Origin of the sequence: Paenibacillus artemisiicola, assembly GCF_017652985.1 — a bacterium.
In the GTDB taxonomy this organism is placed as follows: domain Bacteria; phylum Bacillota; class Bacilli; order Paenibacillales; family Paenibacillaceae; genus Paenibacillus_Z; species Paenibacillus_Z artemisiicola.
This window is the reverse complement of record NZ_JAGGDJ010000034.1, coordinates 1-20,445: the sequence shown is the minus strand read 5'-3', so window position 1 is coordinate 20,445 and position 20,445 is coordinate 1. Positions and strand designations below refer to the sequence as shown.

Sequence of the window (20,445 nt, the reverse complement as noted above, 5' to 3'; positions counted from 1 at the left end):
GGACAATGGCCTTGAAGGAAGCCGGCTTCCGCGCGGCGACATGCCCGGTCGGCGGCGATGAAGACGATTCCGAGCTCGACGCGTACATGGCGATGGCGCGGCGGCACGACATCTTGATCGCCGAAGTCGGCGCCTGGAGCAATCCGATCAGCCGGGACGACGAGACGAGACGGAAGGCCGTCGACTATTGCAAACGGCGGCTCGCGCTGGCCGAACGGATCGGCGCGCGCTGCTGCGTCAACATCTCGGGCTCGCGCGGGGAACAATGGGACGGCCCCGACCCCGACAATTTCACCGAGGACACCTATGCCCTGATCGTGGATACGGTCCGCGAGATCATCGACGCCGTCAAGCCGGCGCGAACGGTCTTCGCGCTGGAAATGATGCCATGGGCCTTGCCCGATTCCGCGGACGCCTACCTGTCGCTCGTGCGATCGATCGACCGGACGGGCTTCGGCGTGCATTTCGATCCCGTCAACATCATCAGCAGCCCCCGCGCCTATTACCGCAACGGCGACATCATCCGCGACTTCTTCGCCAAGCTCGGTCCTTACATCCGCAACTGCCACGCCAAGGACATCCTCCTGCGCGGAAGCTTGACCGTGCATCTGGACGAAGTGCGGCCGGGCCTGGGCCGGCTGGATTATCGGACGTTCCTGGCCGAACTGAACCGGCTGCATCCCGATACGCCGCTGATGATCGAGCATCTGTCGACGAACGAAGACTACCGCGAAGCGGCCTCACACCTCTCCGGCGTCGCCGCGGAGCTCGGGATCGCGCTATGAAGGGAAGCCTGAACGACGCGGAGCTGCTCGAAGCGCTCGCGCGGGAAGAAGCCGAGCTGCAATTCGACGCGTTCACGAACGACACCGCCCTGCGGCTCGGACTGGAGCTCGCCGATCGGGCGACCGCATCGGGACAAGCCGTGACGATCGACATCCGAAGAGGTTCCCAGCAGCTCTTCCATTACGCGTGTCCGGGAACCTCCGCCGATAACGACGACTGGGTGGCGCGGAAAGCGCGGGTCGCGGAACGCTTCCTGTGCAGCTCCTACCGGCTGGAAGTCGAGCTGCGCGCATCGGGCCGGACGATCGCCGAACGCTACTTTCTCGATCCGTCCTTGTATGCGCCGTATAACGGCGCATTTCCGATCCGCGTGCGCGGCGCGGGCGCGATCGGCACGATCGCCGTTTCCGGCTTGACCGGAGACGGCGATCATCGGCTGGTCGCGTCGGTGCTCAGCGACTATCTCGCGGCGGGGCGTTAAAGAACGCCTCGTCCGGAATCGTCTCCTCCGGATCCGGCTCATCGGCGTCGCGGCGGGATGCGCGGTGCCGCCCACGATCGGCGGCCTCCCAGGGACCGGCATGTTCATGCCGGTCTTCTTCATCCCGAAGCCGCTGCCCGCGAGGCGGCTTCGCGTTCGGAGATAAGTCGCCCCACTCCTCGACCGGGATGCCGCGAAGCACGCGAAATTCCCGATCTCCGTCCATCCCGCCTTCATCCGCCGCCTCCATGCCGGACCCGCTTCTCCGCGGAAGGCCGATCCCGCTCGTCCCGCCATGAAGCCGCCGGACGAATTGTCCGAGACGGACGCACATGCGGCCGAGCGCCGCGTCGTCCAGCTCGTCCGGCAGCATCGGGCCGTACAGGTCGCAGCTTGTCTGCTCAAGACTCATCCTGGCGCATAGCCGGCAGGTCGCTTGCGGGTTCGTCATGACGCTTTCCCCCTCCCTTGGGCAACTCGGAGCCTCATTCGGCCGCCGTCAGCCGCGCCTGGCGGAACTTGACGAAGCTGCCGACTCGCCACACGCAGACGTACGCGAACGCCAGCACCATCGTCAGCAGCGTGAATTCGGTATAATCCAGTCCTTTGAAGTACTCCGACAGCGCGATCCGAATGACGACGATCGCGATAAGGACGTATTTGAAATTTTTATTCGGCTTCGCGTACACAAGCCCGTCCGCCAGCTTCTCGTACCCGGTATGGTACAGCATGATCGACCCGAGGCCGCAGCCGACCAGCAAGGCGCACAGCAGCTCCCAGGCGGCCGGCATATGGAACGGATGATCCGGAATCTGCGTCAGCGCGTTGATGCTGAAGCCGAAAGCGGCCAGCAGCAGGAAAACGGGCATCAGCATGCCGATGCCGTTGTTTCGAACCGGCCGGCGCTTCCCCCGGGATCTCAGCCAAATGACCAGCACGATCACGACGGCGGCGATGCCGTAGCCGATTAATGTCGGCGCGTCCATGAAACCACTCCTTTGTTCATATCGGGTGAACTAAGAATAAAGTAAATATATATATATCATACTTAATATAGAACAACGAATGAATCGATGATATTCCGAAAACAACTTTTGATTCGCCCCTAAATATAGTAAACAATTATGTATTTATCGTCAAGAGAACTGCAATTCCTGATCTTGTTCCCCGCAAGAAGGCGTCCTATGTATATATAGACGCAGCGCAAGCGCCGGATAGTTCTTCTATCAAGGGCCGGGAACCGAAATCATTTCCATTAGAAGGCTTAGCGGTCACGGACCGGTCTATTCTTTAATATGAACAAAAGGCGGCGATCCATGTGCGGCCCGTCCCTTACCGCCGCGAATCCGGGCTGCGACGCGGGCATTGGCGTGTTCGATCGGCGACCGCGGCAACGGCAATCGCAAGCGCGTCTGATCTAGCCAAAAAGAGCAGCCGAATTCGGCTGCTCTTTCATAGCGCGGCGACGCGCCATCAACTTTCGTAGGCGGATCGTCTTTTGAATGGTCTTCGGCCAGCGAACATGAGCGCTGCGCCGCCGCTTCGGCCGCGACGGCATCGTCATGCCGAGAGCAGCGCCGCGCAAGCTTCGCCATGCGTCCGCTTAGCGCGCGAGGCCCCGCCGCGGCTCAGGCGGGAATGCCCGACAGCCACGCGATCGCTTGATTCAGCTCCGGGAACGGATGCAGCAGCTCGGTCTGCTCCGCCGTCGCCGCGTTCCGATGCTCGGACTTCGTCATCAGCGGATTCGCGAAATCCGGCAATGCGGCGGCCGCGTACCGAATGCCCGCTTCCGCGAGCCGGGCGCTCCATTCCTCGGTCATCCAGCGCGCGTCCTGCGGGGACAGCCCCGCGAGATGTCGGGTATCGACGAGCACTTTGCGCGCCCGCTTCGCCTTCGCCAGCTCGATCGCGCGGGTCATGACGGCGCTCAGCCGGTCCATCTCCGCCATGGCGTGCCAGCGAATGACGACCGCCTCCAGCACATCGTCCCAGAACACGTAAGCCTCATCGGAAAAATAATGCGTCATTCGAATCGTCCTCCTTATTCGCTGCATCTGCAATCATTATATTTAGATTTAGTTTAAATATTCCTTGTTCATTCATATTACCACGCCGGTTCGTCCGCATCATGAAGATCGGATGAAAGTTCGCGCGCCGCGCCGAAAAACTCCCGCGACCGCTCGCGGGAGTCCTGCCGGGCACCGATGGCCGGCGCTTCCTTCATTCAAAGACGAAATCCGCGTCGTTCAAGGGCTCGACGTGAATCGTCCGGACGTAGCCGTTCCCCTTCTTGGAGAAGAAGTCGTGCTGCTTCGTCTTCGTGCTGATGCCGTTGAACACGATCGGGTTGACGTCCTCGTCCGGGAAAACGGGCTCGAGGCCGAGGTTCATCAGCGCCTTGTTGGCGTTGTAGCGCACGAACGTCTTCACCTCGTCGACCAGTCCGATCGCCCCGTACAATTCCTCGGTGTAGCGCATCTCGTTCTCGTGCAGCTCGTGCAGCAGACCGAGCAATTCATCCTGCGCCCGCGCCCGCTCCGCTTCGCCGAGCGCCGCGAACGTCTCCTGCGCGAGCACGCCGACGTAAACGCCGTGAATGCTCTCGTCCCGCAGGATCAAGTCGATGATTTCGCCGCTGCTCGTCATTTTCCCCTGCCCCGCGAGATAGAGCGGATAGAAGAAGCCGCTGTAGAACAAGTAGCTTTCCAGCAGCACGGAGGCCGCCATCGCGAGATAGAGGCTCTTGCCCGTCGCGATCGTGCGGTAATACCCGGCGATCCGCTCCGCCTTCGCCTGCAGACGGGGGTTCTCCTCGACCCAGCGGAAGACGGCGTCGATCTCCTCCGTCGACGCGAGCGTCGTAAAGATGCTGCTGTACGACTTGGCGTGGATCTGCTCCATCATCCCCATGAATCCGAGCACGGCTTTGCGCTGCAAGCCGTCGACGTGCTCGAGGATCTTCGGCATGCCGACGCCGCCTTGCACCGTGTCGAGCAGCGTAAGGCCGCCGAGCGCCTTCATGTACGTCTCGCGTTCCGCCCCGTTCAGCTCGATCCAGGACATTTTGTCGTCGGACAGCGGGATTTCGTCGTCAGTCCAAAACTGCATAATATTTTGATTCCAAAACTGGCTCGTGAAATCGTCGTCCGGACGATTCCAATTAACGGCTTTCATGGCACACATGGCGGCTCTTCTCCCTTGTTACGCGCGTATGGCTTCGCCGCTCAGACGGCGCAGCTGATGCAATTCTCGACGGACAGCATGTTCGTCCTCGTATAGTAGAGCGACTTCAGCCCCTTCTTGGCGGCGTAGACGTAGTACCGGGACAGCTCCCGCGTGGAGACGTCGCTGTTGACGTGCAGGATCGTCGAGATGCCTTGGTCGACGTGCGTTTGAATTTCGGCGATCAGGTCGATCACCTTGAGCTGGTTCATCTGATAAGCCGACTTGTAATAGAACAGATTGTCCTTGCTCAAGAACGGCATCGGATAATAGGTCGTGGAGTTCGCGTACGTCCGCGTCTCGATCGGCTCGACGATCGGCATGACGCTGCTCGTCGAATTCTGCACGTACGAGATGCTCTGCGTCGGCGCGATCGCCAGGCGGTACGCGTGGTATAGGCCGTGCTCCGCCACCTCCGCCTTCAGCCGCGCCCAGTCCGCGGGGGACGGAACCGCGATGTCCGCGAAGAGCGCCCGCACCTTCTCCGTCGCCGGCCGGTAGTCCGTCTCCAGGTAGCGCTCGAAGTAGACGCCGCTGGCGTAATCCGACTTGTCGAAGCCGGCGAACGTCCGGCCCGACCGGCGGGCGATCTCCATGCTGCATTCCAGCGAATGGTAGTTCATCGTCATGAAGAACGTCCGCGCGAAATCGCGGGCTTCCGGGCTTTCGTAGGCGATGCGGTTCTTGGCCAGGTAGCCGTGCAGGTTCATCGCCCCGAGACCCACCGAGCGGAGCTCGTCGTTCGCCTTCGCCACGCCCGGCGCGTTCTCGATCCGCGTCATGTCCGTGACGGCCGTCAGCGCGAGCATGCCTTCGTGCACCGATTCGCGGATCTTGCCGAGCGCCATCACGTTCGCGATGTTGAGCGACGCGAGGTTGCAGCTGATGTCGCGGCGGATGACGTCCGCCTGCCCGTAATCGCCGATCTCGGACGTCTCCTGGAATTGGAAGATCTCCGTGCACAGGTTCGACATCTTGATCATGCCGATGCCCCGCAGCGCGTGCCCCCGGTTCGCGTTGGACCGGTTCATGATGTACGGATAGCCGGATTCCAGCTGGATCGTGGCGATCTTGGTCAGCATGTCCCGCGCGTCCAGCACCGCTTTCTTTTTCACGCGGCCGTCGGCCAGCAGCGTCTCGTACATCTCGTCCATGTCCATGTCGTCGAGATGCGTCCCGTACGCTTTCAGTACCGAGTGCGGCCCGAAGACGTGCAGCTTCTCGTTGCGCTCGGCGAGCTCATAGAATTTATTCGGCACGATGAGGCCGATCGACAGCGTCTTCAGCCGCGTCTTCTCGTCCGCGTTGATCTTCTTGCTGTCCAGGAACTCCATGACGTCCCAGCCGAAAATATTGTAATAGCCCGCGCCCGAGCCTTTGCGCTGCCCCATCTGGTCGGCGTACGAGAACGCGTCCTCCATCAGCTTCAGCACCGGCATGATGCCCTTGGCCGCGCCCTCGACGCCTTTGATCGGTTCGCCGCGGCCGCGCAGCTTCGATAGGTTGACGGCGACGCCGCCGCCGATCTTGGACAGCTGCATGCACGTCGCGAGCACGTAATTGATCGAATTGAGCGAATCGTCCATTTCGAGCAGGAAGCACGAGACCAGCTCGCCGCGGCGGCTCTTGCCCGCGTTCAGGAACGTCGGCGTCGCCGGCTGGACCCGCTGCTCCATCATCGCCAGCGCCAGCTTCCGCGCGGTCTCGGCGTCCCCGCGGCCCAGATGCAGCGCGACGATCGCGACGCGGTCCGGATAATGCTCCAGGTACAGCGACTTGTCATCGCTCTTCATCGCGTAATCGGTATAGAACTTCGAAGCGGCCATGTACGATTCGAAGCGGAACGGATGCCCGTGCGTCAGCGCGAATACCTCGTCGACCTCCCGCGCCGTATAATCGCGATATACATCCTCGTAATAATCGTGGTCGATCATATAGCGCAGCTTGTCCGCCGTGGACGCGAACGTCAGGCTGCGGCCCGCCGCTTCCGCCATGAACGCGTCGACGGCCTCGCGGTCCTTCTCCAGCCGGAAGAAGCCGTCCTCGCCGCGCTGCATCAGCAAATTGTTCAGCTCAATGTGCCGCAAGCGCGCTCACCTCCGTGACGAATCGTTCGACGTCCTTCGCCGTGCCCGCCAGCTCGAACTTGGATACCACGGGCACGCCGTACCTGCGCGAAATCTCGTCCGCGCTCTTGGCGAACCGGTCGCCCCAGTTGCGGTTGCCGCTCGCGGAGACGCCGACCAGGTTCCGATGGTTGCGTTCGAGGAAGGTCATGACTTTCTCCGGCGCGCCGCCGAAGCCCGTCGTGTATGTAACGAGAACGAACGGGTCGTCGAGCACGGTGGACGCCTCGATTTGCACGGCGGGAAGGTCGGTTTTCTGAATGAATCGCTTCACGTTGCCCGTTCGGGAATCATAAGCAATGATCATGGCTGGTAGCTCCTTTTCGATCGATAGCTGCAAATAGAATCAAGATATAGGGTGTAGAACTATAATTTATATCAATATATAGTGCTTGTCAAATTTTTATAACCGCGATTTTTTTCTATGAAACGCCAAAAAAACGCAGCCGCCGGGGCTGCGTTTCATAGGACTGCCGGGAGATTGCCATGAGGCTGCCGCGACGGCGCGTCAGGCGTACGGATCGATCGTTACGATCGTGCCGTCGTCGCGATACCGCAATTCCGCGAACTTCACGCTGCGCTTGTGATCGATGCCGCCCGACAACGACGCGTCATGATAGAACAGGTACCACTTGTCCCGATAGCGCACGATCGAATGGTGCGTGGTCCAGCCGAGGACGGGCGTCAGGATCGTCCCCTTGAACGCGAACGGCCCGAGCGGGTTGTCGCTCACCGCGTAGACGAGCTTATGCGTCGTCCCCGTGGAATAGGACAGGTAGTACAGCCCGTTGTGCTTGTGCATCCACGGCCCCTCGAAGTAGCGGCGCTCTTCGTCGCCGGCGGCGATCGGCGTTCCGTCCTCGTCCGCGATGCGAATTTCGGCCGGGGCCGAACGGAACGACAGCAGGTCGCCGCTCAGCTCCGCGACCCGCGGGCCGAGCGCGGGCGCCGACGGGTCGGGGCCGGCGGCGTCCGGGACGTATTCGCCCGTCTGCCACTTCTCCAGCTGGCCGCCCCACAGGCCGCCAAAGTACATGTACGCCCGGCCGTCGTCGTCGACGAACACGGCGGGATCGATGCTGAAGCTGCCCGGGATGCAATCCGGCTCCGCGCGGAACGGACCGGCCGGCGAATCGCCCGTCGCGACGCCGATGCGGAAGATTCCGTCGTGGTCCCTCGCCGGGAAGAAGAGGTAATAACGGCCGTTCTTGAACGCCGCGTCCGGCGCCCACATTTGCTTCGACGCCCAGGGCACGTCCCGGACGTGAAGCGCCTCGCCGTGGTCGGTGCAGCTCGTCAGTTCTTCGTCGAACGACAGGACGCGATAGTCTTCCATCGCATACTGGTCGCCGTTGTCGTTCGTCGGGCCGTCGTGGTCGATGTCGTGCGACGGATAGACGTACAGCTTCCCCTCGAAGACGTGCGCGGACGGATCCGCCGTGTAGAGATGCGTGACGATCGGTTCGTTCGGCGCGATCGGCTTGCGCGAATCGGACATGGGCTCTCTCTCCTCTGTGCGTGAATTGGCACCCGCTTCAGCCTTTCACGGATCCGGCGGCGATGCCCTCGACGATCCGGTTGCTGAGCAGGAAGAACAGGATCAGAATCGGCAAAATGCTGATCATGAGCGTCGCGCCGATCGCGCCCCAGTTGGTCGTATACTGCCCGACGAAATTCTGGATGCCGACGGTCAGCGTCTTTTTGCCGTCCGAGCTTAGGAAGGTGTTGACGAAGATGAATTCGTTCCAATTGTAGATCATGTTGATGATGGCGGCCGTGACGCTGACGGATACGGTCATCGGCAGGATGATCCGGAAGAACATCCGGTTCACGCTGCAGCCGTCCATGACCGCCGCTTCCTCCACCTCGCGCGGAAGCGCGTAGTAGAAGCCGATCAGGATCATGATCGTCAGCGGCAGGTTGAAGGCGACGTAGGACAGCACGATGCTGAACTGCGAGTCCTTCAGGTGAATCGACTTGAACAGGCTGAACAGCGGGATGAGCGTCGAATGGACGGGAATCATCATGCCGATCATGAACAGCCCGAGCACCGCCTTATGCAGCTTCCACTTCATCCGCGTCATCGCGAAGGTGACGAAGTTGGCGAGCAGGATCGTGCAGACGACGGACGCCGCCGTGATCCAGATGCTGTTCAGGAAGTAGCGGCCGATCTTGCCCTGCTCCAATACCGTGGCGTAATTGCTCCAATGCAGCTGCTTCGGCACGGCGAACGGCGCCAGATTGAAAATCTCCTGGTTGTTCTTCAGCGAGAACAGCAGCAGCCAGAGCAGCGGCAGCAGCTGCAGCACCGCCGTGACGGCAAGCGCGGCGTACAGGATGCCGTAGCCGATCGTCCTGCCGATCGGTCTCGAAGAGACGCCCGTCCCGGAACGGGGTCGAATGGCGGTCGTGATGCCGGACAAGGGAATCGCCTCCAGTTCAGGAATATTGAATCGTGTCTTTGGCCGCCGTCGCGCGCCGGATGACCCAGGTGGCCGCCAGGCAGATGACGAGCAGGAAGAAGCCGATCGCGCTGCCGTACCCGAAGTCGAATTCCTTGAACGCTTTGTGGTACATATAGGAGGCCATCACTTCGCTCGCCTGGTTCGGTCCGCCGTCCGTCATGACGTAGATCAGGTCGAAATACTTCAGCGAGCCGACGACGGCCAGCACGACGGTCACCTTGAGGACCTCGGAGATCAGCGGAAGCTTGATCCGCAGCGCGACCTGCAGCGAGGTCGCCCCGTCGATTCTGGCCGCTTCCTCGAGCGAAGCGGGGATGTTTTTCAACGCCGCGTAGTAGATGAGAATGTAGAAGCCCGCGAATTGCCACAGAATCGGGATGAAAATCGCGTACAGCACCAGATGCGGATCGGCCAGCCAGCTGGGCGTATTCTCCACGCCGAGTTTCTCGAGAATGCCGTTCAGGATGCCGTTGGTCGGATGGTACACCTTCTGCCACAGCTGGGCGATGGCGACCGAGGAGAGCAGCATCGGGAGCAGGTAGATTTTGCGGAGCAGGTTGGCGCCCCGGATCTTGCCGGAGAGCACCAGCGCGACCGCCAGGTACAGGATCAAGCAAAGCGTCGACAGCAGCGCGAACAGCAGCGAATGGTACGTGCTGTGCCAGAACACGCTATCGCGCATGAGCGTCTTGTAGTTGTCCAAGCCGATAAAGTCCGGCTTGCCGATGCCGTTCCACTCCATCAAGCCGTAATAGCCCGTCAGCACGATCGGCACGTAGATGATCGCGAGCAGCAGGAACAAGGACGGCAGGACGTACAAGGCGATGATGCGTTTGTTGGACATGACCGTATTCATGGTTCGTCATAGCCTCCCGCCGGGTCGTCCGGATCGGGCGGCGCCGCCTGCGGCGCGCCCGTCCTCCGGCCGATGGCCCGGTTGCGATTATTTGCCCGCCTTGAGGGCGTCGTCCTGCTTCTTGATGAATTCTTCCGGCGTTACGGCTTTGCCGAGCAGCGCCTGCACGAGGTTATGATGCGCGTCGGAAGCGCCCGGCTTCATCTGCGTGTCGAGGTACAGCGTCACCTTGCTGGCTTGGTTCAATTCGTTCAGCAGGTCGATGAACATCTGCGGCAGCTTGACCGAGGACGTGTCGACCTTCGTGGCCGGGATGACGCCCGCGTCCGTGACGGAATGCTCGCCCCACTTCCGCACGAAGAAGCTGACGAATTTCTTGGCTTCGTCGACGTGCTTGGAGTTCTGGGACACGAACAGGCCAACGCCCGGTCCGCCGACCCAATCGTCCACGCTGCCCTTGCCGCCGTCGACCGCCGGGAATTTGAAGTAGCCGATCTTGTCCTTGAACGCCTGCGGCACGTCCGCCGAGGTCGTGTAGTTCGGCACTTCCCACGTGCCCATCGCGAACATCGCCGCCTGCTCGTTCATGAAGAGCGACTTCGCCTCGTCGTTGGACAGGCCGTTGTAGCCCTTGACGAACGCGTTCATGTTCACGAGCTCCTGCGCCTGCTTCGCCGCTTCGAGCAGGGACGGGTCGCCGAAGTCGCTGCCCGCGACGGCCTTGTCCATCACGTCCGGTCCGCCGATGCGGTCCGCCAGGTACATGTACCAGAACGAGGACGGCCAGGCGTCCTTGCCGCCGAGCGTGATCGGCGTCACTTTGTTGTCGCTCAGCGTCTTGATGATCGTCTTCAGCTCGTCCAGCGTCTTCGGCGGCTGCAGGTTGTATTTGGCGAAAATATCCTTGTTGTAGTAGACCGGCACGATGTTCAGCTCGACCGGAAGCGCGTACGTCTTGCCGCCGAAGGCATACGCTTCCGTCGTGCCGGCGACGAATTTGTCCTTCAGCTCGCCCTGCAGCAGATCGTCCACCGGCGCGAACATGTTGCCGTTCACGTACGGATCCATGAAGCCGGCCGCCCACGTGAAGCCGACGTCGGGCAGGTCGTTCGAGGCGGACAGAACCTTCAGCTTGCTCTTGTACTGCTCGTTCTCGAGCACCTCGGTCGTGATCGTCACGTTCGGGTTCGCTTCCTCGTACTCCTTGATGATTTCGGTGACCATTTTGTTTTGCGCGGAATTGCTGCCGTCCGGCCACAGATGCATCATTTTGAGCGTGATTTTCTCGTCCGGGCCGGCGTTCCCGCCCGCGCTGCCGTTATCGGCGCCGGCGTTCGCCGCGTTCGCGTTGTTGCCGCCGCCGTTCGCGGCTTGGTTGCCGGCGGTGCCGCCCGAATTGCTTCCGCAAGCGGTTGCAACGAGCAGCAGCGCGGTCATCAGGGTACCGAGCGAAATGATCTTGCGCTTCATGAACGAATTCCCCCTTAAACAAGTGCGAAGGATGTATGCGCTTTCCTTCTGGCTAAAGTGTATCATCGGCGCCCACGAGGGATAAGGGCACGGCGTTTGGTTAAACTTCCACTATTTTTGGCTGTTTCCGTCCGAGCCCGTCTTAGGTTCCGATTTCCGGCTCCGCGTCATGCATCCCGCTCCGGAATCTTCCCGGGCTCGCGTGCTCGTATTCCTTGAACACTTTGTTGAAATATTTCGCTGTCTGGTAGCCGATCCTTTCGGCGATTTCGGCGACGGGCAGGCTCGTCGTGAGCAGCAGCTCCTTCGCCTTGTGCAGCTTCCGGCGGGCCACGTATTCGCTGAACGTCATGCCGCTCTGCTCCTTGAAGAGCGCGCTGAAATAGCTTCCGTTCAGATGGACGGCGTCGGCGACCTCCTTCAGGCCGACGGCTTCGCCGATATGCGCGTCGACGTACCGCATGGCGGCGCGGACCGGTTCGCTTAAGGCGGCTTCCCCTTCCGCCACGTCCATGAGCCGCGGGTCGGCCAGCTTCCGCATCAGCCCGACGCGGTTGCGCTCCTCGCCCGCCTTCAGCGCCTGCTCCACCGCCGCGATCAGCTTCTCCCGGCTGACCGGCTTCAGCAAATAATTGACGACCGACAGCTGAATCGCCTGCTGGGCGTATTCGAACTCGGCGTGGCCGGAGACGAGGATGACCGGCGGCTGGCGCAGCAGCGGCGACGCGTTCATCCGCTCGACGAGGCCGAGACCGCTGATTTCCGGCATGCGGATGTCCGTGATCATGAGATCCACGGCCTGCTCCTCCAGCAGCCGAAGCGCGGCCGCGCCGTTTTCCGCGGTCAGCAGCTCGCACTGCCCCGCCGCCCAGGCGTTCAGCATTTTTTTCATGCCTTCCCGCGACCGCGGCTCGTCGTCGACGATCAGAATGGTCCGGATTTTCATGGCGTGCTCCTCCTATTCGCGGGAATCCGGACGCTGACGCGCGTGCCGGCTCCCTTTTGGCTCTGAATGGCGAGCCGCGGCATCTTCCCGCTCTCGCCCGCTTCGCCGAAGTACAGCTTCAGCCGGCGCTGCACGTTGGCGATGCCGACCCCCGAGTTCTTGGACGAGGGCACGGTCCCGCGCGCCAAGCCGTCGATGACGCGCCGCAGCTTCGTCTCGTCCATGCCGGCGCCGTCGTCCTCCACCGCGATGACGACGTCGTCTCCTTCGCGCGCGACCGACACGTCGACGCGCCCGGGCCCGATGCGGCTCTCGAGGCCGTGCAGGATGGCGTTCTCCACGAGCGGCTGCAGCAGCAGCTTCGGCAGCTGCGCGTCCGCGAGCTCCGGCGGGGCGTCGATCCGCCAGGCGAGCCGATCCCCGAACCGCATTTTCATGATCAGCAAGTACCGCTCGATATGGTCGAGCTCGTCGCGCAGCGCGACCCATTCGTCCTTGTTGGGCCCCGTGATCGTGTACCGGAACAGGTCGGACATCGCGACGACGTACGACGCCAGCTCGTCCTCGTCCTTGTCCAGCAGCGACCAGTACAGCGCGTCGAGCGTGTTGAACAGGAAGTGCGGATGGATCTGCGCCTGCAGCGCCTTCAGCTCCGTGCGGCTCTGCGACAGCTCTTTCTCGTACACGAGCTGGATCAGTCCGTTGATGTTGCCGACCATCTGGTTGTACGAATGGTTCAGTTCCTTGATCTCGATCGTCGACGATACGGAGGCCGTCGGCTTCAGCACCCCGAGGCGCGTGCCGCGCATCGTCTTGATCAGCCGGAACACCGGCCGGGTAATCATCGTGGACAGGAAGAACGAGAACAGGGCGAACAGGAACGTGCCGATGCACGCCGAGACGACGATCGTCGTCCGCACGACCGAGATCCCCTTCGTAATCGTATCGACCGGCGTCAGGATGAGCAGCGTCCAGCCGGTGACGGACGACCGCTGCTTGACGAGGATGAACGAACGGCTGCCGATCGCGACGGTCTGATCGTTCGACGCCGTCAATCCCGCGGCCTCCGCCTGCGAGACGGCGTCGTCGTTCGACGCGATCAGCTGCCCGTCGCGGGCGATGAGCAGCATCGTCTCCGCCTGCGCGTCTCCCGACAGCGGATCCTTCAGCGCGAACTTGCCGCGGTCGGCACGGATGAGCAGGTAGCCGCCCGTGGAGAAATATTGGTCCACGAGGCTGATGCGCCGCATCGCGAGCAGCGACGACGGATCGGACGGATCGATGCCGAACCAGACGATGCCGCCCTTCTTCGCCGTCGTCTGCGCGATCCAATCCTCGCTCACCTTGTCGCCGAGATTGCCGCCGTCAAGCGGATACAGCCGCTCCCCGTCCTTGTTGTACAGCTCGACGGACTTGATGCCGTCCGTGTACATCTGCACGAGGTTGATGATCGGCGGCAGCGCCTGCCGCTCGGCGAACGTCGACGGCTTGCCGTGCATGTCCTTCAAGAGCAGCTGCTGGACGTAGCCGTTCGTCGAGACGAGCGTCGTCAGCGAATCGATCTGGTCGAGCACGCTTTCCAGCCGGCCGTTCGCCTGCACCGCGGTCTGCTGGATATGCTTCTCGGCGTTGTTCTTCAGCAGCTCCGATACCGCGTTGAACGTGATGCCGCCGACGAACGCGAGGATGATCAGCATGATGAACAGGAAGCCGAGCAGCATCTGATTGCGCAGCGTATTCAGTTTCGACAGCTTCGGCCACATGCGCCTCAACCTCCCTTTCCTTCTTCCCGCGCCAATAGCCCGTCGCTTCGGGCTTGTCCCGATCGGACAGGTGTAAGCGGTTTCGCATCTCCTACCATAACATGACTTCGAAGCGATGGGAATATGGGATGTCAGGCAAAAGAAGCGCGGCGGGATGGGGCGAGTCGGCGGTCCGGGACGGCGGAGCGAGGAGCGTTGGGCGGCATCTTGCGGAAGCATCGCAGTTGGCGGCCCATGGCGGCGAAGCGTGGTGCCGGACGAGCGCCGAACCGAGTGCCGGATGAGTGCCGAACCGAGTGCCGGATGAGTGCCGAACCGAGTGCCGGACGAGTGCCGAACGAGTGCCGAACGAGTGCCGAACCGAGTGCCGAACCGAGTGCCGGACGAGCGCCGAAGCAAGTGCCGAACCAAGTGCCGAACGAGCGCCGAACCAAATGTCGAACCGAGTGCCGGACGAGCGCCGAAGCATACAAAAAACCGCCCTGTCGGGCGGAACCGCGCGAATGCATCGCGGTCGCCGGCGCATGGCGGCAAGCCGGGCTTCGCAGCCTAGATAAAAGGCCGCCCCGTCGGGCGGCCTTGACTCCTACCGTATATCGGATGTGCCGTGTGCATCGATGCCGTATTCGATTCCATTTCCTTGTGCGTACAGCCATGCTGCCGTTCTGCCCTATTATCACCGTTCTGCCGGCCAACATCCTTCGTGCCGGCAGTTCATCGCATGGACTCAAGGCTGTGCGGAACCGTTCTCCCGCTAATCCCCGCTCCGTCCCCGCGGACGGAACGCCGCGACGTCCAGCCATTGGCGCGCGATCAGCTCGTGGCCGGCCGCCGTCGGATGGATGCCGTCCCAGAGCCAATGCGACTCGGGCGCCCGCAGACAGGCGTCGTCGAAAAGCGCCTGGAGCGGCACGAACGTCGCCCCGTGCTCGCGGGCGAGCTCCCCGACCGCGAGCCGGTACTCCGCCAGCTTCGCCGACCACGCGTCCCATCGCTCCGCGACGCCGCCGGTCCGCAGCGCGAACGGCTCGAGCAGCACGACCCGGGCGTTCGGCAGCGTCGTCCGCGTCTCCTCCAGCAGGTGGCCGTACGCCCGGCGGAACCGGTCGCTCGCGCCGCGGGGATCGCCGTTCACGATGTAGTAGGCATCGTTCACGCCGACCAGGATGCTGACGACATCCGGCCGCACGGCGATCGCGTCTTCGTTCCAGCGCGCGTACAGGTCGGACGCGCGGTCGCCGCTGACGCCGCGATTCACGACCCGCGGCGCGTCCGCGCCGTACTCGAGCCCCAGCTTGCCCGCGATCTGGAAGACGTAGCCGTGCCCCAAAATATGATTCGGGTCGCTCGTTCGGCCGCGGGCGCCGTCCGTGATGGAATCGCCGATGAACAGCAGCGTTTGGTTATCGGTCATGCGCGTTTGCCCTCCTTCTTGCTCCTGCACTTGCACTTGCTCTTGCTCTTGCTCTTGTTCTTGCACTTGCACTTGCACTTGCACTTGCTCTTGCACTTGCACTTGCTCTTGTTCTTGCACTTGCACTTGCTCTTGCTCTTGCATTTGCACTTGCACTTCCTCTTGCACCTACACTTGCACGTGTTCTCGCTCTTGCTCTTGCACTTGCGGTCCCCCTAGCACGCCCGGCGCCACGGCGAACGGGCCGCCGGCATGCGGCAGCCCGTCCTTGTCGTCCTTACAGCCTTGCACGGTGATTAGAGGCCTTTCTTCTTCAGATCGTCCAGGTGGCGCTGGTACATCACTTTCTCGACCTTCTCGGCGCCGACTTGGTCCATCTGCTTCAGGAAGCCATTGTACGCGGCGTCGAACTCCGCGTCCGTCTTGGACAGGATCAGCTTCGGAATCGTCTTGTTCCACAGGTCCTTGACCTTCGCGTTGATCGTGCCCTCCGGCGTGGAGCCGTCCGGCTCGAGGTTCTCCATGCCGAGCGTATAGTCGTCGAAGTTGTATTTCTCCAGCAGCTTGCTCGCCGCGTATTGATCCGGCTGGCTCTCCTTCAGATCGCGCGCCGCGGCGTCGTCCCACGCCTTGCCGGCCCGGAAGAGCAGCGTCGAATCGCTGAAGCCGTACTTCGCGTTGAACGCGGCGTTATCCTTGATGGACATGTCGAGAATGTCCTGCTTGAATTTCGGCAGCCCGTCGACCATGTCGTACGTCTCGCCTTCCTTGCCGTAGCGCATGTCCATCTGGCCTTCGTCCGACCAGGCGTACTCGGCGAACCGGATGATCCGCTCCGGATTTTTCGCGCTCTTCGTCACGAAGAAGCCCTGCCAGCCCATGAGGCGGGACGCCGGGTAGCGCGGCGCTTGGCCGTTCGCCTTCAGGCCGTCCAGGACCGTGTACGTCTGGTCCTTGCCGAGCGTGCTTTCGATCTTCGGATTGTACATCGTGTACATGTTGTTCATGAACTGGGACGCGACCGCGTACTGCGCGCCGTACAGCTTCTCCTCGTACTGCTCCTGCTTGTAGATGAGCAGCTGCGGATCGAGCAGGCCGTTGCGGCTCAGCTGGCTCATGAACCGGAAGGCGTCGATGAAGCCCTTGTTGCGCATCGGGTATTCCACGAGCTGCCGGTCGTCCTTGACGCGCTCCTCGAGCAGATGCGGCGAGAACGAATCGATCAAATAGTCCATGGAATTGCTCCCGCCGAAGCCGTTCTTGTTGACGTCGAAGAATTCCACGCCGACCGGGCTGATCTTGGGAAATTTCTCCTTCGCGAGTTTAAGCGCGTTCAACAGATCGTCGGTCGTCGCGATCGTCGGGCTGCCGATCGCCTTGTAGATGTCGGAGCGGATGAACCACGGCCGCACCGCCACGATCGGCACGCCGCTCGTCAGCCGGTCCTTCGTCTCGTACAGGTTCGGCAGGTACCACAGCTTGCCGTCGATCGAATGGTACTTGACCATGTCGGGATCGAGCTGCGCCTTGAACGCCGGCGCGTACTTGTCCATCAGTTCGTCCATGGAATAGACCATGCCGTTCTTGATCAGCTTCGAGACGGCCGGATTGTTCCAATCGAGCATGATCGTGTCGGGCAAGTCGCCGGAAGCGATCATCGTGTTGAGGTAATCGTCGTCGCTGCCCGTCGCGAGCTTCCGGTCGACCGTGACGCCGGTCTTCTCCGTCGCCAGTTTCATCGCGTACTGGTCCTTCCACAAGTAGCTGGACGCCCAGTTGCCGTAGAAATATTGCGTGAACGTGAACGGCGACGTATCCTGCTTCCACGACGGGCCGTCCGCCGTTTGTTGCGCGTTGCCGCCGGCGTTGCCGGCAGCGGCTCCGTTCGCGCCGCCGGCAGCGCCGGCGTTCGCCGCGTCGTTCGCGCCGTCGTTCGAGCCGCAGCCCGTCAGCGCCGTCAGCACGAGCGCGGCGGCGGCCAGGGCCGAGATGCCTTTCTTTTTCATGATGCGACCTCCTCGAATAATGTCTAGCGTGTCTCCATCTGTATACTTTAAACGGCGTAAAGCCGGTAAAGCCGCTATGGAACGGATCAGCCTTTGACCGAGCCGATCATGACGCCCTGCACGAAATACTTCTGCACGAACGGGTACGTGAACACGATCGGCAGCGTCGTGATGACCATCGTCGCCAGCTTCAGCGAAGCCGCCGACACCGCGCCGAAGCCGAGCTGGCTCGCCAATTGGCTGACGTTGCTGTTGGAGCTGATGATCTGCATGAGGATCTGCTGCAGCGTCGGCAGCTTGTCGCCGCCGAACAGCATCGCGTCGTACCAGGCGTTCCAATGGAACACCGCGTTGTACAGCGCGATCGTCGCCAGCACGGGCTTGGAGACCGGCAGCACGAGCTGGAAGAAGATCCGCAGGTCGTTGGCGCCGTCGATCTTCGCCGACTCCTCGATCTCTTTCGGCAGGGCGCGGAAGAACGTCAGCATGATGATCGCGTTGAAGACGTTGAACAGGTTCGGAACGATGTAAACGAGAAAGTGGCCCTTCAGGTGCAAATACTTCGCGACGACGAGGTAGTACGGAATGATGCCGCCGCTGAAATACATCGTGACGATCGCCATCATCAGGAAGAATCGGCGGCCGATCAGCTCGCTCTTCGAGATGCCGTACGCGAAGGCGCCGGTGAACAGCACGGCCGCGGCCGTGCCGGCGACCGTCCGCGCGATCGTGACGAGGAAGGCGTGCAGCATGTTCTCGTCCCGGAACACGATGCGGTAATTGTCGACCGAGAACACGCGAGGCCACAGCGTGATGCCGCCGCGGGCGGCGTCGGTCGGGTCGTTGAACGACGTGATGACGATGTTGTAGAACGGGTAGAGCGTTACGATGCAGAGCGCGAGCATCAGAATCACGTTGAGCGCGTCGAAGCTTCTTCCGCTCCAGCTTCGCGATGAGGTCATCATGCGGGTTCTCCTCCTAGAACAAGCTTTCTTTCGTCAGCTTCCGCGACGAGTAGTTGGCGATATACATCAGCACGAACGCGACGAGCGACTGGAACAGGCCGATGGCCGTGCCGTACGAGAACCGTCCGGAGACGAGGCCCGTCTTGTAGGAATAGACGGCCAGCACGTTGGCGGCGTCCTGCGTCATGGAGTTCTGCATCAGGAACATCTGGTCGAAGTTCGAGTTCACCAGGCCCCCGATCGAGAGGATCAGCAGGATGATGATCGTCGGCTTGAGCGCCGGCAGCGTAATGTGCCAGACGCGCTGGAAGCGGTTCGCGCCGTCCACGACGGCCGCTTCGTACAGCTGCGGGTCGATGCCCGCGATGGCCGCCAGGTAGATGATGGAATTCCAGCCGACGTTCTTCCATATTTCGGTCACCACGACCAGCGTCAGGAAGGAATGCGCGCTGCCCATCAGCATGACATCGCTTCCAATCAGGTGAAGCTTGACCAGCAGCTTGCTGATGACGCCCGTCTCCGGATCGAGCAGCGTGTACATGAAGCCGACGACGAGCACCCAGGATACGAAGTAGGGCAGGTACGTCAAGCTTTGCACGATGCGCTTGAACCGTTTGAAAACGAGTTCATTCAACAGCAGCGACAGGATGATCGGCGCGGGGAACCCGAACGCCAGCTTCGCGACGCTGATCGTGAACGTGTTGGTCAGCGATTGCCGGAACGTCGGATCGGCGAAGAGCTCGCGGAAGTTGCCGAGTCCGAGCCACGGGCTGCGGATGAAGCCCTGGAACGGCGTATACTCTTGAAACGCGATGATCACGCCGTACATCGGGACGTAGTTGAACATCATCATCCAGAGGACGGCGGGCAGCGTCAGCAGCATCAGGTAGCGCTGCAGCCAGAGCCTTTTCGACAGGCTGCTTTTGGGGGAAACACGGTTCATGGTCGACTTCCTTTCGTTCTCGCTTCGTTTGTCGGCATAGTTAATTATAAAAACGGCGCGTCCGCGCGGATATGCAAAAAACGAACGCGGCTATCAGAAACCAACGATTCTTGTAAACGCTCTCGCGAATCGTCCCCCTCGGGCCGCCGAACGGACGAATGTCCCGGCAGCCGATCCGGCCGCCGGGACATTCGCCGCGCCGCCCGTCGCCGGGCGCGCGCTACTTTATGAATGGGACGCCGCGTCAACGCTGCGTCGTCTCTTGGTACTCGCCCGGCGTCATCCCGTACGCCTGCTTGAACAGCGTGCCGAAGTACGACGTGTTCGGAATGCCGACCTCCTCGGCGATCGCGGAGACGCGCCGCTTCGTCGTCCGCAGCAGCTCCTCCGCCCGCGCGAGCCGGTATTCCTGGATGTAGGCGAGCGGCGTCTTGCCGGTCTGGCGCTTGAACAGCATGCCGAGATGGTTGGGCGAGACGAACACCTCCGCGGCCAGATACGCCAGACTCAGCTCCGTCTGGCCGTACCGCTCTTCGATCAGGCGCAGCGCGCGGCCCACGACGTAATCGTCCTTATGGTCCCGCTTCTCGTGCAGCCGCGCGGAGATTCGGCGCACGGCCGAGAGGACGCGGCGCTTCATGTCCGCCTGCCGCTCGCAGGCGAGCACCTCGGCCAGGTCGCCCGCGCTGCCCGCCGCCGCGCCTTGGCCGGTCGGCGCGGCGAGCGTCCACAGGCCGTCGAGCAGGCCGCCGAGCAGGCTGCCGGCGTACGTCCGGCCGGCGCCGGGGTGCGCGGCGATGCACGCGAACAGCTCGTCCACCGCCGCCTCCGTCCCGCGGTCGTCGCCCGCGCCGAGCTTGTTCCGTATGCGCTTGCACAGCTCCCGGCACGCGCCGGCGAACGCTTCCGCCCGCGGCTCGAACGCGCGCTCCGCCGCCGCCGCTTCCGCGCAGCCGATCGCGCCGGCCGCGCCGGTCCACAGCGCGTGCTTCAGCGCCC

General features: G+C 62.2%; 20 protein-coding genes. 2 read left to right on the top strand and 18 right to left on the bottom strand.

Annotation, left to right across the window (positions count from 1 at the left end):
- Positions 1 to 5: 5 nt before the first annotated feature.
- Both I8J29_RS25125 and I8J29_RS25120 read left to right on the top strand, forming a co-directional pair.
- Entirely contained in the window at positions 6 to 785 is a 780-nt protein-coding gene (locus tag I8J29_RS25125) for a sugar phosphate isomerase/epimerase family protein (protein WP_240546478.1), read from the top strand.
- A complete protein-coding gene (locus I8J29_RS25120) occupies positions 782 to 1,267 on the top strand; it encodes a heme-degrading domain-containing protein (protein ID WP_208850167.1) in 486 nt (161 codons plus the stop codon). The genes I8J29_RS25125 and I8J29_RS25120 overlap by 4 nt, the downstream gene beginning before the upstream one ends.
- On the opposite strand, the gene I8J29_RS25115 is transcribed toward I8J29_RS25120, so the two are convergent.
- The 18 genes from I8J29_RS25115 to I8J29_RS25030 all read right to left on the bottom strand — a co-directional run.
- A complete protein-coding gene (locus I8J29_RS25115; RefSeq protein ID WP_208850166.1) occupies positions 1,239 to 1,718 on the bottom strand; it encodes a hypothetical protein in 480 nt (159 codons plus the stop codon). The two genes, I8J29_RS25120 and I8J29_RS25115, sit on opposite strands and share 29 nt — an antisense overlap.
- 34 nt (positions 1,719 to 1,752) lie before the next feature.
- On the bottom strand, positions 1,753 to 2,253 hold the full coding sequence (locus I8J29_RS25110; RefSeq protein WP_208850165.1) for a CcdC protein domain-containing protein: 501 nt from the start codon (positions 2,251 to 2,253) through the stop codon (positions 1,753 to 1,755).
- A gap of 297 nt (positions 2,254 to 2,550) precedes the next feature.
- Positions 2,551 to 2,862: a hypothetical protein gene (locus I8J29_RS25105; RefSeq protein WP_208850164.1), complete on the bottom strand. Its 312-nt coding sequence runs from the start codon at positions 2,860 to 2,862 to the stop codon at positions 2,551 to 2,553.
- Positions 2,863 to 2,895: 33 nt separating this feature from the next.
- Complete coding sequence (locus I8J29_RS25100; protein ID WP_208850163.1) at positions 2,896 to 3,297, bottom strand: hypothetical protein; 402 nt, start codon at positions 3,295 to 3,297, stop codon at positions 2,896 to 2,898.
- 193 nt (positions 3,298 to 3,490) lie between these two features.
- A complete protein-coding gene (nrdF, locus tag I8J29_RS25095) occupies positions 3,491 to 4,453 on the bottom strand; it encodes a class 1b ribonucleoside-diphosphate reductase subunit beta (RefSeq protein WP_208850162.1) in 963 nt (320 codons plus the stop codon).
- A gap of 41 nt (positions 4,454 to 4,494) precedes the next feature.
- Positions 4,495 to 6,579, bottom strand: a complete 2,085-nt coding sequence (gene nrdE, locus I8J29_RS25090; RefSeq protein WP_208850161.1) for a class 1b ribonucleoside-diphosphate reductase subunit alpha — start codon at positions 6,577 to 6,579, stop codon at positions 4,495 to 4,497.
- Complete coding sequence (gene nrdI / locus I8J29_RS25085) at positions 6,566 to 6,925, bottom strand: class Ib ribonucleoside-diphosphate reductase assembly flavoprotein NrdI (protein WP_208850160.1); 360 nt, start codon at positions 6,923 to 6,925, stop codon at positions 6,566 to 6,568. The genes nrdE and nrdI overlap by 14 nt, the downstream gene beginning before the upstream one ends.
- A 201-nt stretch (positions 6,926 to 7,126) precedes the next feature.
- Complete coding sequence (locus I8J29_RS25080) at positions 7,127 to 8,116, bottom strand: glycoside hydrolase family 43 protein (protein WP_208850159.1); 990 nt, start codon at positions 8,114 to 8,116, stop codon at positions 7,127 to 7,129.
- A 37-nt stretch (positions 8,117 to 8,153) separates the two neighbouring features.
- Positions 8,154 to 9,020 (bottom strand): carbohydrate ABC transporter permease, encoded by an 867-nt coding sequence (locus tag I8J29_RS25075; protein ID WP_338113284.1) that lies wholly within the window; start codon positions 9,018 to 9,020, stop codon positions 8,154 to 8,156.
- A gap of 37 nt (positions 9,021 to 9,057) precedes the next feature.
- Complete coding sequence (locus tag I8J29_RS25070) at positions 9,058 to 9,939, bottom strand: carbohydrate ABC transporter permease (RefSeq protein ID WP_208850158.1); 882 nt, start codon at positions 9,937 to 9,939, stop codon at positions 9,058 to 9,060.
- Positions 9,940 to 10,026: 87 nt separating this feature from the next.
- Positions 10,027 to 11,409, bottom strand: a complete 1,383-nt coding sequence (locus I8J29_RS25065; RefSeq protein ID WP_208850157.1) for an extracellular solute-binding protein — start codon at positions 11,407 to 11,409, stop codon at positions 10,027 to 10,029.
- 142 nt (positions 11,410 to 11,551) lie between these two features.
- On the bottom strand, positions 11,552 to 12,355 hold the full coding sequence (locus I8J29_RS25060) for a response regulator transcription factor (RefSeq protein WP_208850156.1): 804 nt from the start codon (positions 12,353 to 12,355) through the stop codon (positions 11,552 to 11,554).
- On the bottom strand, positions 12,352 to 14,118 hold the full coding sequence (locus I8J29_RS25055; protein WP_208850155.1) for a sensor histidine kinase: 1,767 nt from the start codon (positions 14,116 to 14,118) through the stop codon (positions 12,352 to 12,354). The genes I8J29_RS25060 and I8J29_RS25055 overlap by 4 nt, the downstream gene beginning before the upstream one ends.
- 754 nt (positions 14,119 to 14,872) lie before the next feature.
- Complete coding sequence (locus I8J29_RS25050) at positions 14,873 to 15,532, bottom strand: SGNH/GDSL hydrolase family protein (RefSeq protein WP_208850154.1); 660 nt, start codon at positions 15,530 to 15,532, stop codon at positions 14,873 to 14,875.
- Between the two features lie 296 nt (positions 15,533 to 15,828).
- On the bottom strand, positions 15,829 to 17,538 hold the full coding sequence (locus I8J29_RS25045) for a type 2 periplasmic-binding domain-containing protein (protein ID WP_208850153.1): 1,710 nt from the start codon (positions 17,536 to 17,538) through the stop codon (positions 15,829 to 15,831).
- 86 nt (positions 17,539 to 17,624) lie between these two features.
- Positions 17,625 to 18,503: a carbohydrate ABC transporter permease gene (locus I8J29_RS25040; RefSeq protein ID WP_090648710.1), complete on the bottom strand. Its 879-nt coding sequence runs from the start codon at positions 18,501 to 18,503 to the stop codon at positions 17,625 to 17,627.
- Positions 18,504 to 18,516: 13 nt separating this feature from the next.
- The gene (locus tag I8J29_RS25035; RefSeq protein WP_208850152.1) at positions 18,517 to 19,446 is read right to left on the bottom strand and encodes an ABC transporter permease; all 930 of its coding nucleotides are present in this window, start codon (positions 19,444 to 19,446) and stop codon (positions 18,517 to 18,519) included.
- 244 nt (positions 19,447 to 19,690) lie between these two features.
- On the bottom strand, positions 19,691 to 20,445 hold a 755-nt coding region (locus I8J29_RS25030; protein WP_208850151.1), incomplete at its 5' end, for a helix-turn-helix transcriptional regulator.